The organism is Pseudomonas sp. LBUM1652 (genome assembly GCF_059716105.1).
Map to the genome: position 1 here is coordinate 5,581,587 of NZ_CP166804.1, position 16,030 is coordinate 5,597,616.

General features: G+C 61.3%; 10 protein-coding genes. 5 read left to right on the forward strand and 5 right to left on the reverse strand.

The annotated features are described in order from the left end of the window. Nucleotides 1-3 precede the first annotated feature (3 nt). The 5 genes from ACA069_RS25180 to ACA069_RS25200 are packed head-to-tail and all read right to left on the reverse strand — an operon-like array spanning nt 4 to nt 9,373. Nucleotides 4-1,623 (reverse strand): DUF2300 domain-containing protein, encoded by a 1,620-nt coding sequence (locus ACA069_RS25180; protein ID WP_497615433.1) that lies wholly within the window; start codon nt 1,621-1,623, stop codon nt 4-6. A 1-nt stretch (nt 1,624) separates the two neighbouring features. Further along, the gene (locus tag ACA069_RS25185) at nt 1,625-6,199 is read right to left on the reverse strand and encodes an alpha-2-macroglobulin family protein (RefSeq protein ID WP_497615434.1); all 4,575 of its coding nucleotides are present in this window, start codon (nt 6,197-6,199) and stop codon (nt 1,625-1,627) included. Continuing rightward, nucleotides 6,196-6,846, reverse strand: a complete 651-nt coding sequence (locus ACA069_RS25190) for a DUF1175 domain-containing protein (protein WP_497618306.1) — start codon at nt 6,844-6,846, stop codon at nt 6,196-6,198. Before ACA069_RS25190 ends, ACA069_RS25185 begins: the two co-directional genes overlap by 4 nt. Further along, nucleotides 6,831-8,543: a DUF2138 domain-containing protein gene (locus ACA069_RS25195; RefSeq protein WP_497615435.1), complete on the reverse strand. Its 1,713-nt coding sequence runs from the start codon at nt 8,541-8,543 to the stop codon at nt 6,831-6,833. Before ACA069_RS25195 ends, ACA069_RS25190 begins: the two co-directional genes overlap by 16 nt. Before the next feature lie 38 nt (nt 8,544-8,581). Next, nucleotides 8,582-9,373 carry a YfaP family protein gene (locus ACA069_RS25200; RefSeq protein ID WP_187678790.1) on the reverse strand — a complete coding sequence of 264 codons (792 nt, stop codon included), beginning with the start codon at nt 9,371-9,373 and terminating at the stop codon, nt 8,582-8,584. A gap of 277 nt (nt 9,374-9,650) precedes the next feature. On the opposite strand from ACA069_RS25200, the gene ACA069_RS25205 reads away from it, so the two are divergent. The 5 genes from ACA069_RS25205 (at nt 9,651) to ACA069_RS25225 (ending at nt 16,027) form a co-directional block, all read left to right on the forward strand. Then, nucleotides 9,651-10,796 (forward strand): Fic family protein, encoded by a 1,146-nt coding sequence (locus tag ACA069_RS25205; RefSeq protein ID WP_497615436.1) that lies wholly within the window; start codon nt 9,651-9,653, stop codon nt 10,794-10,796. A gap of 89 nt (nt 10,797-10,885) precedes the next feature. Continuing rightward, a complete protein-coding gene (locus ACA069_RS25210; RefSeq protein ID WP_003228627.1) occupies nt 10,886-11,128 on the forward strand; it encodes an exodeoxyribonuclease VII small subunit in 243 nt (80 codons plus the stop codon). Next, complete coding sequence (ispA, locus tag ACA069_RS25215) at nt 11,125-12,012, forward strand: (2E,6E)-farnesyl diphosphate synthase (protein WP_187678788.1); 888 nt, start codon at nt 11,125-11,127, stop codon at nt 12,010-12,012. Before ACA069_RS25210 ends, ispA begins: the two co-directional genes overlap by 4 nt. A gap of 91 nt (nt 12,013-12,103) precedes the next feature. Next, nucleotides 12,104-14,002 carry a 1-deoxy-D-xylulose-5-phosphate synthase gene (gene dxs, locus ACA069_RS25220; RefSeq protein ID WP_497615437.1) on the forward strand — a complete coding sequence of 633 codons (1,899 nt, stop codon included), beginning with the start codon at nt 12,104-12,106 and terminating at the stop codon, nt 14,000-14,002. Nucleotides 14,003-14,140: 138 nt separating this feature from the next. After that, complete coding sequence (locus ACA069_RS25225) at nt 14,141-16,027, forward strand: TonB-dependent receptor domain-containing protein (RefSeq protein WP_497615438.1); 1,887 nt, start codon at nt 14,141-14,143, stop codon at nt 16,025-16,027. Nucleotides 16,028-16,030 lie beyond the last annotated feature (3 nt).

The following is a 16,030-nucleotide window of genomic DNA, read 5'->3' on the forward strand; positions in this document are numbered from 1 at the left end:
GGTCTATTCCAGCAAGAGGTGACGGGCGAGCCCTTCGATGTAGGTTTCATCCTGACCGTTGGGATGTGCTTCAAAGGCCAGGTGCAAATATTCGTGAGTCAGGTCGAGGCGATCCTGCAGGGTCAGCACGCCGCGCACGTAAATGCGCTGGCGTTCGCGGTCGACGAAGGGTCGGCCAAAAGCGAGTTTGCACACCGCGAACGTGCTGACTTCGTTGTAGCCGGTTTCGCTTTCGAGCTTCGGGCGCCAGCCGCGACGCTGTTTTTGCAGCCAGTCCTGGGCGGCGGGCAATGCTTCGCAGGAAGCGACCGGGTTGTCCCAGCGGCTGAGGCTGGCGCGCGGATAGGCGTGCAGCAGAATTGCGTCGTAGCGCTGGCCGGCGTTGGCTTGTTCGACGGCTTGCTGCCAGGCGAGTTTGTCCGGACCGGGTTGGTCGGAGTGATAGGTGACGGTGCTTCCGGCCAATACCAGATCCGCCGTCCATGCGACGATGTTGCGTGATTCGGCGGAGGCCGGACGCGGTGCGACCCGCTGGCGATTACTGCTGTCGTCGATGCTCAGGCAGTCGCCATTGCGCGTGGCGTTTTGCAGCAGATACGTGCGGATCGCCACGGCCAATGCCTTGGCGGCTTCGGCGGGTTCCGGTTTGGCTTCGCGCTCCAAAACACGGGCGACGTATTCTTCGCGATCAAGCCTTGCGACGAGTTTGTCGTTGAGCAGAAACAGTTCGCCGTCGCTGTGGATATCCAGCGCATTGCCGTTGGCGAAGTCGACGCGGTAGTCGCCTTGCAACGGGCCAGTCGTGACCACGCGTTCGCCAGTCGAAACCCGCACGACCGGATAGCGTGAGAACAGTCCGACTTCAACACAACGTCCCGCCTCTGCCGGCCACGCCGCTGGCAGCACCGTCGCCAGTGCAGCACCGTAATGACGCAAGACCATCTGACTGGTGCCACGCCCACCCGCCCACACAGGCGAACCGTCCGCCGTCCAACCGGCAAACCCGCCCTGCCGCGATTGCGGGTCCTGATCGCCGAGCCAGCTCCAGGTTTTCACCCGCAGGCGACCGCCGAGCTCACCGACGACATTACCGTCGGCGGCGTTCAACACCACGTCGAGCAGCACACGGCGCATCTGATCTTGAGCGGGAAGCGCAGACAAAACCGTTAGCAAGTCAGCCACAGAAACCCGCGTGGCCGGTTGCACCGACGGCAAATCCAGCAACCACGACGGCGCCTTTCGCGCCTGCCAGTAAGTGCGCCAATCGCTGGCAGAAATCCCCAGTCGCACAGGCTCGAAATACAACCCGCACGACTTCACCAGCGCCTGATCCCGCTCGATCTTGCCGCCCGCCGAGCAGCAATAGACTTCCTCTTTCGACTGCCCGCGACATTCATAAGCCGGTTCCCGCGCGCCGGTATCCACCAGCCACGCGTAGACAAACAGCTTCCACAGGCTGCCAAGTGGCGTATCCAGCGACGACGGCAACGGTTCGCGAGCGATCATCTGCGTCTGACTCAACGACAACAGCTCACCCTTGTAAGCCACGCGCAACGGCTCATCCTGCGCCGTCGCCAGCGCAGGAATCACACACATCAGCAGCCACAGCAGCGGCCGGGTCATGTCAGTTGACCGTGACCTGACCGAGAACGGCTTTCGCTTCCTGGGCCTGATGCTGCGGCGCGTAAACCTGAGTGAAACGCACTGGCGGCAGATTGAACTGGCCTTTCTGCGAGAAACGCACCAGATGGCGCAGGCGCAATTCGCCGCTCAGCGCATCCACCGGCACCGCGTAAGCCAGTTGCCCCGGCTCGAAACGCGCCTTCTCCAGCGAGGTCGGCTCGGTGCCGTCCTTGCCCTGCAACTTGATGCCCCACGTGGTGCGCTCGACATCGGCGCCCGGTGGCAGCGGCACTTCGAGCATGCCGTAGCGCAGCGGCTTCGGCGCTTTGCTGGTGAGGATCACTTCGTCCAGATACAGGCTGTCGCTGGACAGCGGTTTAGTGCCGACCGGCTCCAGTTTGAAGGTGAATGCTTCATCCCCCGGCACCAGTCGCGACAGGCGACGGGTGATGGTCACGGCCATCGGATCAACTGCCGGTTGCTGAGTCTGGAAGCTCAACGCCGCACGCAGCGGACGCTCCTGAGTCCCGGAAACTGTCAACACGCTCGGCACAGGGGTCGCGCCCTGCCACGTCCAGTACATTTCACCGGTCGCGCCGTAATTTTTCTTCCAGCCATCGCCGGGTGTCAGCGCGATGGTCGGCGAAGCCTGGGCGATGCTGCGTTGCAGCCACGTCAGCGCCAGCGCGCGTTCGAGGGTCGATTGCTGTGGTAGCAGACGTTGCAACAACGCCGTCGCACGCGCCTGATCAAACGGTTGCAGCGACAGGTTCAGCGCCTCGGCAAACGGCTGCGAGCTCACTGCCAGACGCTGTTGCGCAGCGCCGACCTGACGATTGAAGGCATCCGGCAACGCGACTTTTGCCTGAGTGGCCAGCGAAGCGGTCAAGACCCTCGCCGCCGCCAGACCGAGCGCCGAATCCGGCTCGCTCATCACCAAGCTGTCTGCGCCATCGTCCATCATCGTTTCGGCACTGCCTTCCCCGGCCTTGGCCAGATCGTCCATCAAACCGCTGAGCAATGTGTTGACCGGCAAATGCATCTGTTTGGCGAACGACAGAATCAGCGCACGTTGTAGCAATGGCGTGTTCGGCGCCTGCTTGGCGTAAACCTCCAGCACGCGCTGCCAGTGCTCCGGCGGCAGAGTCAACTCCAGCACCTGGCTGGCGTTCCAGTCGGCGTAATAGGCGTAAGCGGTGAGGAACGCATCCGGCTCACCGTCGTAACCCCACCAGGTGAAGCTCGCTGACGGCCCGGCCATTTGCACCAGACGCAGACGGCTGTTCTGCATGATAAGACGCAAGCGGTCGCGGATCTGCGGGCTCGATGCCAGCGACGGATAAGCAATGCTCAGCGGCAGCAAACGGCTGGCCGTCTGTTCGACGCCGCCATATGGATAGCTGAGCAGATCATCAAGAGCGGAACGGAACAGCGCTTGCGGGCTGTCATCGAGACGCAGACGAATGTTGGTGGCGTCTGCCGGCAGGCTCAGCGCCGTATCGCCGCTGGCCACATCGAGATTCTGAGTCTGCGTCACTTGCCAGCCATCACCGGTCGCGCTCAAGCGCACCGCCAAGGCATCAGCGGTTTTGCCGTCCTGCACCAGTTCCGCCGTCCACTCGCCCGAAGCTAGCGCAAATGCTGGCAGCGGCAGATAGTTGATGCCGTTGTTCAGGGTCACCGGCAGGCGTTGTTCGGCGCCAGCGTAGTGAGTGACCAGTTCAGCCTTGACCGGTTTCTCGGCCTGACTGAAAGCGAACACGCCGAGTTGCGGCTGATCGCCCTTGCGGAATTTGCTCGGCCCGCTCCACTTCAGGTACAGCGGTTTTTCCGAACGGACGAATTGCTTCTTCTGCCCGACCTGACCGTCATCGGCAATCGCCCGCGCGGTGATGCGCCAGCGGGTCAGCGAGTCCGGCATCTTGAAGGTGAAACGGGTTTTGCCGTCGGCACCGGTCAGCAATTCCGGCTGCCATGCGGCGGTATCGACGTCTTCACGACGCGGACGCTCCAGCACTTTCACCCCGCGTTCGCTGCGATTGGCTTTGCCCGGTGCACCGGGGCTGCCCGGCAACGCGACGTCGTAACTGATGAACGACAAACTGGCGCTGGTGCGCACATTGTTGCGGCGCGGGTGGTAGAAGAACTGGTCGATGGTCGGCGCGACTTCCGGTTGCAGCGCGTAGACCATTTCGTCGACGACACTGACGGTCAGGTGCGCCGGTACGGCTTTGCCGGCGAACTGCGTGGTCAGATCAACGGTGACGGTATCGCCCGGCAGATACACCGCTTTGTCAGTGCTGATCGCCACGTCGATCTGCGGCGCAATCACCTTGATCCCGGCGTTCTGGAAGCTGTACTGCCCGCCCTTGGTGTAGAGAACGGAGAAAGTCAGATTCGGCGCGAAGTTGTCCTTCACCGGAATGCGCGCGCGGTGTTGGGTGTCGCTGAGTTTTTCCAGTTTCAACCAGTCGCCGCCCTTGGCCAGCAGCGCGGTGGCTTCGACCTTGTCGCGTTCCAGCGACAGCAAGGCATCGCTCACCGGTTCGGGGAACGTGATCAGCGCCAGCGCTTCATCACCGGCCTTGTATTCAGGCTTGTCGAGGACGATTTCCACGGTGCCCGGCACGGCTTTGACGCCGTCGCCAGTGACCGAATGACCGGTGGCACCGAGGACACGGCCGTGTTGATCCTTCAGAGTCAGGTTGTAGGTGCCTGGACGTTCAAACGCGAGGCTGAAGCCTTTATCCGTCGCCGCGAGTTTACCTTCGCCAGTGCTCTGATCTTCCAGACGCACCCAGCTGTAGCTGCTCGGCGTGACCGCTTTGCTTTGCTCGGTGCCGCCCTCGTTGGCATAGCTGAACGCGACCTTGTCGTTGACCGCACTGAAGCGTTGCGGCGCGCTCAAGCGGAAGCTCGCAGCGCCACGGTCGATGAGGATTTCCTTGGTGGTCTTGACCCGATACGCCGCGCCATCGCTGGCGAACACGGTGAGCATGTAACGGCTCGGTTTGTCGGCGGCCGGCAGGTCGAGGGTTGCGTTGCCCTTGCTATCGGTGGTCAGTTCGGTGCTGGTCAATTCCACCGGGAATTGCCCGAGGTATTGCAGCTCGTTGTCGACCATCGACAATTGCTGGGCACGCAGGCTCAGGGTCAATTTGGCGTTGGCCACCGGTTTGCCGTCCGGGTACAGCAGCACCAGACTGCCTTTGACCGGCTCGCCGGTGCGGTAATCCTGCTTGGCCAGGTTCAGCGAAATCTCGAAGTGCGGCTTGATGTATTCGGCCACACGGAAGGCGCTGCTGTAGGCCTGATCCTTGTAGTTGAAGCGAATCTCGTACCCACCCGCCACGGCGTTGTCCGGTAACTGGAAACGGCCCTGAGTACCGGCCTTCGAATCAAGTTTCAGATCGAGGTGTTGCAGTTCGGTGCCGGTGGCATCGAGCACGCTGACGCTGACATCCGCCGCACCCGGCAGCACCGAATCCCGCGCATTCTTGAACTCGCGACCGACAATTTTCAGCGATACCCAATCCCCCGGGCGATACAGCGGCCGGTCGGTGAAAGCGTAGAGTTTGGTGTCGTAGATTTCGCTGTCGTAGTAGAAGTTCTCGGAGACGAATACACCGCCCTCCTCGTCCTCGCCGATCACGAACGAACGCTCGGGGCTGACGTGTTTCAGACGCAGCAAACCGTCCGCATCGGTGGCACCGCTGCTCATTACGCCGAGGCCGTCAGTCCACAGCACATCGACCTTTGGCACCGAACTGCCTTCGTGTTTGCGCGCGGCCCAGACCAGCAATTCATCACCGGCAATCTTGCTCACCGCCACGGTGTTGGAGACGAAGACCATGGTGGTGGCGCGGTACTTGCCGATCAGCGCTTCGACCAGATACAGACCCGGTTTCAGGTTGCCCAACGGAATGTAGACGTTGCCCGGCGCGACGCTGACGAAGTCACTGGAAGACCCGGCCAGATTGACCCCGGCCGGTGGTTGAATCGGTTTGGCCTGCCACAGCGGATATCGGAACTGGCTGACCACCGGCAGACCCGGAATCAGTGCGAATTGAGGCTGTGCGTCATACGGAGTCGGTGCAGCGATGGCGTCGCCCATCTTCAGTTCCGGCACTTCTTCGGTGACCTGTTTGCGCGATTCATAGGAGAACGCACGCTGCATCACCCGACGGGATTTGCGGTACCAGTTGTCCCACAGATACGCGAGGGTGTTGGACAGGCCTTCGCCCTTGAACTGACCGTCGCTGACTACGCGGTGCAGGTTTTTCTGGCGTTTGAGGAAGTCCAGCGGCTTATCGATGCGGTACACACGAATGTCGGCGCCGCCGTAAGGCTCCATGCGGAAACGACGATAGTCACGGCCCGGCGCTTCGAGACGGACCATCGCCTGTTCGTCGGCGGCGAAACTGCTGTCGGCCAGCAGAAAGAAACTCTCACCGGACACCGGCGTGTAGCCGCTCGGCTCCACCGAGTCTTCGGCATTAACAGTCGCCAGCGGCAGCAGCAGTGCCAGCAACAGAGGAATTTTTGCGCAGAGTCGCAACATGCGGGCACCGGTCATTGGGAGAGAAAGTTCAGTCGATAGACGCCGATGAAGTTGGGGTTGGCTGCGTCGGGTATCCATCGGGTGTCCTTCCATGTCATGAGTTGCTGCAGGCTTGCCGAACGCATGCCGTTGTCAGTGGGGGTGGTGGTGCCGGTGTGATAGGCGATGTAACGGCCCATCCAGATCATCAGGTGCTGGTCATCACCCTGATCGAAAAACATCAGGTCACCGGGCCGCGCCTGCGACACGTCGCGGCTGACCAGATGACTATTGAACTGAATCAGTTTGATCGCGTTGACGTACGGCCCGACCTTGCCGCCGCCCTGCTGCCATTGCTGGGCGAGCTTGCGCTGGTCATCGCTCAGCGACAGCTCCGGCGGCAGATAGCGATTGGACAGGCCATTGCTGCGCAGCCATTTGTCGTCATGGACTTTCAGCGCTTCATTGGCGGCGAAACGCACCAGCCCGGCGCAATCCTGCTGGTACCAGCGCGGGCTCGGGCCTTGGCTCAGTTGCTCCTGGGCGATGCGTACGAACCAGGCGCGGAACACCTGGGATTGCGCCGGATCGAGCGCCGGGGCTTCCATGGCGCGGGCACCCGCGCTGAGCAACAGCGCGAGCAGGCCGAGGCTGCGAATCAGTGCCGTCACAGCGCTTTCCATTCCAGCGGCAGCCATTGCCAATGGCCGTCCGGCTCGCTGCCCTCAGGCAGGGTCAGGGCATATTTGCCGTAGCCGCCGAGGGTGCGCAGTTTCGGGATCAGGTAGGTTTGCGCGGCGTTGTAAAACACCGGTTCCATGTCCTGAGGCAGGCTGTCGAGGGTTTCCTGCTGCATCAGTTGCGCCATGGAATCCGGGCCGAAGTAGATCGGCATCAGCACATCTTTGGGCAGTACGTCGGCCATCGGCGGGAAGCGCTTGTCGAGGGTGCCGAGGGCTTTGTCGACCAGTTTGTCGTCGAGTGAGAACAGCAACGTCGAACCGTGACGCGCGAGGCTGACTTTCATGAAAGCCTTGCCGCTGATGGCGTCAGGATTATCGGCAGTCTTGGCGGCGTACGGGCCGAAATTGGAGCTGACCTGGCGCTGCCAGAGGTGGCTCTGGCCTTCCTGCTTCTCGACCACCGGAAAGACGTTTTCTTCGACGTTGGACTCGAAAGCGCCGACCATCGAACCGAACAGTTTGCCGAGATCGCCATCGAGTTTGCTGCTGTCGTCGTCTTTCAGACTGGCCACCAGCAACGGCGTGTAGAGCCGCGAACCGGCGTACCAACACAGCCCGGCCGCGCCGGCCACGTGTTCGGTGAGTGTCTGCGCTACGGCGTCTTCGGCACCGAGTTTCAGCAGCAACGGCTTCTGCGGTTCGGCTGCTATCGGCAGGGTCACGCAGGCACTCGCGCCCAGCGGCATGGCTTGCCAGACCGGTTTGAAATCGAAGTCCGGCTGGTTTTCCAGCTCATCCATGGCGAGGTAGCTGTGCCAGCCCTTGTCGTCCATGTCGAAACGCAGGCCGGCGAAGTTCGGAATGAAGCGTTGGTAGCCCATGGCAAGAACGCTGGAGTTGACCGACAGGCGTTGTTTGATTTCAGGGGTTTTGGCAGGCAGGCCGAATGCTTCGGGGAACAGTTTTTCGCCGTTGAGCAGTGCTGCCAGCGCTTGCGAAGAGACGTGGCCCGGCTCCTCTTGGGTGCCGCTGTCAGAGTCGTAGTACTTGTTCGGATTGGAGAGCACTACCAGTTTGTCGCCGCGCGAAGCGAACAGCAGCGATTTGCTGGCGTTGTAGCTGAGCTGATACAGCGGCACCTCGTCGCTACCGATTTTGAGGTTACCCAACACGCTTAGCTGCGAATCATCCAGCGCGACCTTCGCCAACGGTTCCAGCAGCTTGGCCAGACCGCCGCGATCCATCACCAACAGGAAATCCTTCAAGCGACCATCAGCCCCCCGCCACAGCGCGACGTCCGCCGGTTGATCGAAAAGCTGTTCGATCAGGCTGTCCTGCAACTTCAGGTCATGCTCGTAGATGATCCGGCGCAGACTGCCGATCAAGCCCAGGCGATCGGCGTGGGTTTCGTAATAGAAGACGAAATCTTCGGTGAGCGTGGCCTTGAGGAACGGCACCGTCAGCAAGTCCTTGGGCAACTGGCTCAGGGAGTGCGTTTCCAGCAAGGCGTCGGGGCGGCTCAGACCGAGTTTGTCACTGGCAAGCTCTGCCGGCGGCGCCTTGGGCTTGAGCAGCAGCCAGCCAAAACCTCCCGCCACGCCGGCCACCAGGACCAATCCGATCAGCAGTGCCGGCCAGCGCCGGGAAGGTTTGCCGGCAGGTGTCGGGACGGCCGGAGAAGCAGCGTTATCACTCATGTTCACAAAACCCGAAGTTCATCCGTGGAGCGGGATGCTTAATAGTTGAAAGTCTTGACCAGCAGCAGATCACCGATCGCCCGCAGGGGCACGATGAATGTTTCGCGTTTTTCGTCGACGGTGTTTTCGTTGAGCACCAGCGTGATTTGCGAGGTGATCACCTCGTTCTGGTTGCTGGTCTCCTCGAAGTTATAGCCGCCGTTGCCAAAGTTGCCCCAATAGTTGACGTAAACCAGATAGGTGCCATGCAGCGGCGCGGTCATGGTGAACATTTCCGGGCCGGGACCATCGACGCCATCCGGGTCGAGCCCGCCGCCATTGCTCAGCGCCGGCCGCGCCCAAAAGGCATGCTGGCCATCGGGCGTGACAATGTGCAGATCGAGCTCGGCTTTCGGATCGTCCCATCCCAAGACAAGACGAATTTTCGCCGGCGTGCGCAGGTTATTTGCTTCATAAAATTGCACGCGCTTGAGCGACTGCCCCTCGGCGCTGATCACTTCGACACTGTTGGAACCGGCGCCGAACGCATAGGGCCGGGCGAAACGGCCTTGGTCGTCGGTGTACAGATTCAGTGGATTGCCATTCACGGCGAGACTGTGCGGCGGGCGCATATGCCCGATGGCCTTGAGCTGGCCCTGAATCATCGTGCGATTGCGCTGGATGCCGCGATCGATCGGCGGCGTGGGATAGGCGACTTGCGGGTTTTCCGTGCGATCGAGCAAGCCGTGGTAGCGCCAGCCGCCCACCGGCTCCGACATCTCTGCTGTCGGCGCGGCCAGCAGCGCAGGCGCGCAGGCCAGGCCGATCAGCAGCAAAAGAAATGAACGCATGTATTGCCTCCTGCCATGCCTGAACGAAACCTTGCACCCGATCCTCGGTACTTCACAGCGGTGGAAACTGCGTTTCGTCTGAAAGACCCGTGACTGTCGGGTCGTAGAAGGCGCGAAGATTAGCCATTCGGCAGTTTTTTAACAATCGGATACATCTGCTTTTGCGGTAGGAATCACGGCGCCGGGTGGACGATGAGCCGAATAGGCGTCATATTCGGCTCACAAAATGAGCCGAATAGCGCTTCTATTCGGCTCACGCACTCAGGAATGGCATCCAATGGCTACGAACTGGATCTGGCAACAACCCGATTGGCCCGATTTCAACTGGCAGGCGGAGCGTCTGACGCCGTTGCTGCGTGAGTGCGTGCAGGCACAAGGTCAATTGATGGGCATGGCCGGATCAGTGGGTAACTCTTTGAGCGCTCAGACTGAAATGGATGCGTTGCTGCAAAACATCGTGACGTCCTCAGCCATCGAGGGTGAGCAGTTGGATGTCGGTTCAGTTCGCTCGTCATTGGCGCGGCGCCTGGGCCTGGAAGTAGTCGATGGCGATAAAGTCAGTCAGCGCAGTGAAGGTCTGGCGCAATTGATGCTCGATGCAACCCGGCGTTTCAATGAGCCGTTGACGCTGGATCGGTTGCTGGAATGGCATGAGTGGCTGTTTCCGGAACCGGAAACAGGCTTTTCTTCGCGCGCAATCAATGTCGGTGCGCTACGTGGCGAGGAGCCAATGCAAGTGGTTTCCGGGCGGATTGATCGTCCGACCGTGCACTTCGAAGCCCCGCCCAGACAAGGCCTTGAGCGGCAACTCGACAATTTTCTAAAGTGGTTTGAGGCCAGCCAGCGTCAGGTTGGTCTCGACCCTTTGCTGCGAGCGGGCATCGCGCACTTCTGGTTTGTCACGCTGCACCCGTTCGACGATGGCAACGGGCGCCTTACCCGTACCATCACCGATCTGGCGCTGGCTCAGGGCGAAGCACGGGCGATCCGTTTTTATGCCATGTCGGCCAGCATCCTCGATGATCGCGGCGGCTATTACCGAGTGTTGGAATCCAGCCAGAAAGCCACGCTGGACATCACTGAATGGCTGACATGGTTCTTGCAAACCTTGCTGCGCAGCCTGCAACAAGCCATCGCGCGGATCGAGGGGGTGTTGGGCAAGTCACGTTTCTGGCAGACGCACCGTGAATCCGAACTGTCGATGGAGCAGATTAAAGTGCTCAATCGCTTGCTCGACGGCGGGGAGCGCGGTTTCGAACACGGCATCAGTGCGGCGCAATATCAAAGTGTGGCGAAAGTCTCCAAGGCAACGGCTACCCGGCATCTGGCGGAGTTGCTGGACAAAGGCTGCCTGCAACGACTTCCGGGCGGCGGGAGGAGCACTCGCTATCAGATCCGCTATCCAGGCGAATCCACCCATTGATCCATCTGCGGTCACCCCCCGCTCATTTGCCCATAACCCCCCTATCTGCTAGTGTCGCGCCGGTTTAACGTCAACCGGAAACTGCCGCCATGGCCCGCAAAAAAGCTGCACTGGATTTCGAACAGTCCCTCGCCGACCTGCAAACATTGGTCGAGCGTCTGGAGAACGGTGAATTGTCGCTGGAAGACTCGCTGACCGCTTTCGAGCAGGGCATCGGGCTGACCCGTGATTGCCAGGCAGCGCTGGCCCAGGCCGAGCAGAAGGTGCAAGTGCTGCTGGAGCGTGATGGCGAACTCGCCGAGGAACCCTTCGACGCGGAACAGCCAGAATGATTGCAGCGTATTCGGCGACCAGCCAGGCCCGAGTCAACGCGGCGCTGGAAAGCCTGTTCAACGCCCCGCTGCCAGAGCTGGCGCGTCTCTACGAGGCCATGCGCTATAGCGTGATGAACGGCGGTAAACGCGTGCGTCCGCTGCTGGCCTACGCCGCGTGCGAAGCGCTCGGTGGCAAGGCTGAGCAGGCCAACGGCGCAGCGTGCGCGGTGGAGTTGATCCACGCGTATTCGTTGGTTCACGACGATTTGCCGGCGATGGACGACGATGATCTGCGTCGCGGCCAGCCGACTACCCACAAAAAATTCGATGAAGCCTGCGCGATCCTCGCTGGTGACGGCTTGCAGAGCCTGGCGTTCAGCGCCTTGCTCGATCCGCATCTGAGCAATCTCGACGCCGACATCCGACTGCAAATGGTCACGGCTCTGGCTCAAGCCGCAGGCCCGGCGGGTATGGTCGGTGGTCAGGCCATCGATCTCGGTTCGGTCGGCCTCAAACTCGATCAGAAAGCCCTCGAACAGATGCACCGGCACAAGACCGGCGCGTTGATCGAAGTCAGCGTCAAACTCGGCGCCCTGGCCAGCGGCCGTGCCGAAAAGGATGAACTGAAAGCCCTGCAAACTTATGCACAGGCCATTGGCCTGGCCTTTCAGGTGCAGGACGACATTCTCGACGTCGAAAGCGATACCGCGACCCTCGGCAAACGCCAGGGTGCCGACATCGCCCGCGACAAGCCAACCTACCCGGCCCTGCTGGGTCTGGACGCCGCCAAGGCCTACGCCCTGGAATTGCGCGATCAGGCGCTGCACGCCCTGCGACCGTTTGACGCGGCGGCCGAGCCTTTGCGCGAGCTGGCCCGGTATATCGTCGATCGGCGCAACTGACGGCGATTCAGCCAAAAAAGACCAACGCGTGGGCAGGGGGCGATGCATCAGGTAAACTGCCGCATCTTTTATACCTATAACGATTCGCCTGATGCCCACGACGTTTCATGAGATTCCCCGCAAGCGCCCGACCACGCCCCTGCTCGACCGTGCGAATACGCCGGACGGCCTGCGCCGGTTAGGCGAAGCCGAGCTGGAAACCCTGGCTGATGAGTTGCGCCTGGAATTGCTCTACACGGTCGGCCAGACCGGTGGGCATTTCGGTGCCGGCCTGGGCGTCATCGAGCTGACCATCGCGCTGCATTACGTCTTCGACACTCCGGACGACCGGCTGGTGTGGGACGTCGGTCATCAGGCGTATCCGCACAAGATCCTCACCGGACGCCGCGAGCGCATGGAATCCCTGCGCCAGAAGGACGGCATCGCCGCCTTCCCGCGTCGTGCCGAGAGCGAGTACGACACCTTTGGCGTCGGCCACTCCAGCACGTCGATCAGTGCAGCGCTGGGCATGGCGATTGCCGCCCGCCTGCAAAACAGTGATCGCAAGGCGATTGCCGTGATCGGCGATGGCGCGTTGACCGCAGGCATGGCCTTCGAGGCGCTGAACCACGCGCCGGAAGTCAACGCCAACATGCTGGTGATCCTCAACGACAACGACATGTCGATCTCGCGCAACGTCGGCGGTCTGTCGAATTATCTGGCAAAGATCCTTTCCAGCCGCACTTACGCGAGCATGCGTGAAGGCAGCAAAAAAGTGCTGTCGCGCCTGCCCGGCGCCTGGGAGATCGCCCGCCGCACCGAAGAATACGCAAAAGGCATGCTGGTTCCCGGCACGCTGTTCGAAGAATTGGGCTGGAACTACATCGGCCCGATCGACGGCCACGACCTGCCGACCCTGATCGCCACACTGCGCAACATGCGCGATCTGAAAGGCCCGCAGTTCCTGCACATCGTCACCAAAAAAGGCAAAGGCTTCGCCCCGGCGGAAGTCGACCCTATCGGTTACCACGCGATTACCAAGCTCGAACCTGTCGACGCTCCGGCCGCTGCACCGAAAAAAGCTGGCGGGCCGAAGTATTCGGCGGTGTTTGGCGAATGGCTGTGCGACATGGCTGCATCTGATCCGCGTCTGGTCGGGATCACCCCGGCAATGAAGGAAGGCTCGGATCTGGTGGAGTTCAGCGAACGTTTCCCGCTGCGCTACTTCGATGTGGCAATTGCCGAGCAACACGCGGTGACGTTCGCTGCCGGCATGGCCTGCGAAGGCGCGAAACCGGTGGTGGCGATCTACTCGACGTTCCTCCAGCGCGGTTACGACCAGCTCGTTCATGACGTAGCGGTACAGAACCTCGACGTGCTGTTCGCCATCGACCGCGCAGGTTTAGTGGGCGAAGACGGCCCGACCCACGCCGGCAGCTTCGATCTGTCGTACCTGCGCTGCATCCCGGGCATGGTCATCATGACCCCGAGCGATGAAAACGAACTGCGCAAAATGCTCACCACCGGCCACCTGTACAACGGCCCGGCGGCGGTGCGTTACCCGCGTGGCAGCGGCCCGAATGCAGCCATCGAGAAAGACCTCGAGCCGATTGAAATCGGCAAAGGCATCGTCCGTCGCCAAGGCAGCAAAGTCGCCCTGCTGGTGTTCGGTGTGCAACTGGCAGAAGCGCTGAAAGTCGCCGAAAAGCTGGATGCTACCGTGGTCGACATGCGCTTCGTCAAACCGCTCGATGAAGAGCTGGTACGCGAGATTGCCGGCAGCCACGAGTTGCTGGTCACCATCGAAGAGAACGCGATCATGGGCGGCGCCGGTGGCGCGGTCAGCGAATTTCTCGCACGCGAGAACATCCTCAAGTCGATGCTGCACCTGGGCTTGCCGGATGTTTACGTCGAGCACGCCAAGCCTGCGCAGATGCTGGCGGAATGCGGACTGGATGAGGCCGGGATCGAAGCTTCGATCCGACAACGTCTGGCACTGCTCGCTAGCTGACAGTCCCCCTGTAGGAGCTGCCGAAGGCTGCGATCTTTTGATCCTGATCTTCGGTAGCTTCAAAACCTTTCAAAGCAAAATCAAAAGATCGCAGCCTCCGGCAGCTCCTACAGGGTTTTGCATAAACCATGGATTGCCATGTACCTCCCGCGCCTCGCCCTGCCCTTCCTTCTGCTGCCAACCGCCAGCGCCCTCGCCGACACCTTCGAACGCGATCAGGCCCTGAAACTGCCGGACACGCTGATCTCCGCCAACCGCCAGGTCGAAGCACGCAACGACAGCAGCGCCGCCAACACTGTGTTCACCCGCGAAGACATCGACCGCCTGCAACCGAGCGACGTGCCGGACCTGCTGCGCCGGGTGCCGGGCGTTCAGGTCGCGCAGGCCGGCGGGCGCGGCAGTCTGCCGGGGATCTACATTCGCGGCACGCAATCGGCGCAGAGCCTGGTGCTGATTGATGGCCAGCGCATCGGCAGCTCCACTTCCGGCGACAGCAACCTGCAACACCTGAACATCGAACAGATCGAGCGCGTGGAAGTGCTGCGCGGCTCGCGCTCGGTGATTTACGGCAGCGATGCGATTGGCGGGGTGATTCAGATCTTCACCCGGCGCGGCAGTGAACAAGGTCTGCAGCCACGCCTGCACGTCGGCTTCGGCAGCAACCAGACTTGGGAACGTAGTCTCGGTTTGTCCGGTGGCGATGACAAAACCCGCTTCAACCTTGGCGCCAGCCTCGATGAAACCGCCGGCCTCGACCGTACCCACGCGTCGTATCCGAGCGACGGCGATCATGACGCCTACCGCAACAAATCCGTCAGCCTGAGCCTCAGCCATGCGCTGACCGATGACATCGAAGTCGGCGCCAACCTGCTGGATAATAGCGGCAAGAGCGAGTTCGACAACCCGTTCGGGCGCTTCGACATGACCACCTTCGAGTCGGTGCAGCAGCAGCCGTACAGCGATTTCAACGTCAGCAGCATCAGCAGTTACGTCGATGCTCGGGTCAACGACCTCTGGAAAACCCGCGTCGAATTTGGCCACAGCGAAAACCGCGAGAAGACCCTCGACAAGCTCAGCGACGAGCGCACGGTGTTCAACACCTACCGCGACTCGGTGAACTGGCAGAACGACCTGACCCTGGACGCGCGCAACAGCCTGATTCTCGGTGGAGACTGGTATGAAGACCGAGTCAACAGCAGCACCGCCTTCGACGAGGACAGCCGCTGGAACCGCGCGGCGTTTATCCAGCATCGCTATCAGGCCGACAGCTTCTCCACGGAGCTGGGCCTGCGCCACGACGACAACCAGCAATTCGGCAGCCAGAACACCTGGAGCGGCACGTTCACCCTGCCGCTGAACCCGGACAACGATTTGCTGCTGAGCTACAGCGAGGGCTTCCGCGCGCCGACCTTCAATGACCTGTACTACCCGGACTTCAGCAACCCGAACCTGAAGCCGGAAACCTCCAAGAGCTACGAACTGCAATGGCGCAGCCAGTTGAGTGACAGCGCTCGACTGGAAGCTTCGCTGTACCGCACCGATCTGGAAGACGCGATTATCTTCGGCAGCAACTCGCGGCCGGAGAATGTGGCCTCGGCACGAATCAATGGCTTTGAAGCAGCGCTGAAGCAGGAGCTGTTTGGCTGGCAGAGCAATCTTGGCGTGGCGATTATCGATCCGCGTGATCGTGATACAGGTCACACCCTGGCGCGACGGGCACGGCGTACGGCCAGTTGGGATATGGACCGTCAGTTCGATCGATTGAGCCTCGGCGCGAGTTGGCAATTAGTCAGCGCCAGTTACGACGACTTGAACAACACTCAGCCACTGGGTGGCTACGGCACGCTCGGGCTGCGTAGCAGCTGGGCGCTGAACCGCGAGATCAAGCTGGATCTGAAGGTCGATAACTTGCTGGACAAGGGTTACAGCCGGGCGAACTACAGTTACGACGGCAGTCAGTATGGCTATCGTGAGGAAGGTCGGGCGTGGATGTTTGGGGTGACCTGGACGCCTGAGCTGCGCTGAAAT

Excerpts from the sequence above, each read along its gene's own strand:
- ACA069_RS25180 (WP_497615433.1), bottom strand. The coding sequence starts at position 1,623 with ATGACCCGGCCGCTGCTGTGGCTGCTGATGTGTGTGATTCCTGCGCTG.
- ACA069_RS25185 (WP_497615434.1), bottom strand. The coding sequence starts at position 6,199 with ATGACCGGTGCCCGCATGTTGCGACTCTGCGCAAAAATTCCTCTGTTG.
- ACA069_RS25190 (WP_497618306.1), bottom strand. The coding sequence starts at position 6,846 with ATGGAAAGCGCTGTGACGGCACTGATTCGCAGCCTCGGCCTGCTCGCG.
- ACA069_RS25195 (WP_497615435.1), bottom strand. The coding sequence starts at position 8,543 with ATGAGTGATAACGCTGCTTCTCCGGCCGTCCCGACACCTGCCGGCAAA.
- ACA069_RS25200 (WP_187678790.1), bottom strand. The coding sequence starts at position 9,373 with ATGCGTTCATTTCTTTTGCTGCTGATCGGCCTGGCCTGCGCGCCTGCG.
- ACA069_RS25205 (WP_497615436.1), top strand. The coding sequence starts at position 9,651 with ATGGCTACGAACTGGATCTGGCAACAACCCGATTGGCCCGATTTCAAC.
- ACA069_RS25210 (WP_003228627.1), top strand. The coding sequence starts at position 10,886 with ATGGCCCGCAAAAAAGCTGCACTGGATTTCGAACAGTCCCTCGCCGAC.
- ispA (WP_187678788.1), top strand. The coding sequence starts at position 11,125 with ATGATTGCAGCGTATTCGGCGACCAGCCAGGCCCGAGTCAACGCGGCG.
- dxs (WP_497615437.1), top strand. The coding sequence starts at position 12,104 with ATGCCCACGACGTTTCATGAGATTCCCCGCAAGCGCCCGACCACGCCC.
- ACA069_RS25225 (WP_497615438.1), top strand. The coding sequence starts at position 14,141 with ATGTACCTCCCGCGCCTCGCCCTGCCCTTCCTTCTGCTGCCAACCGCC.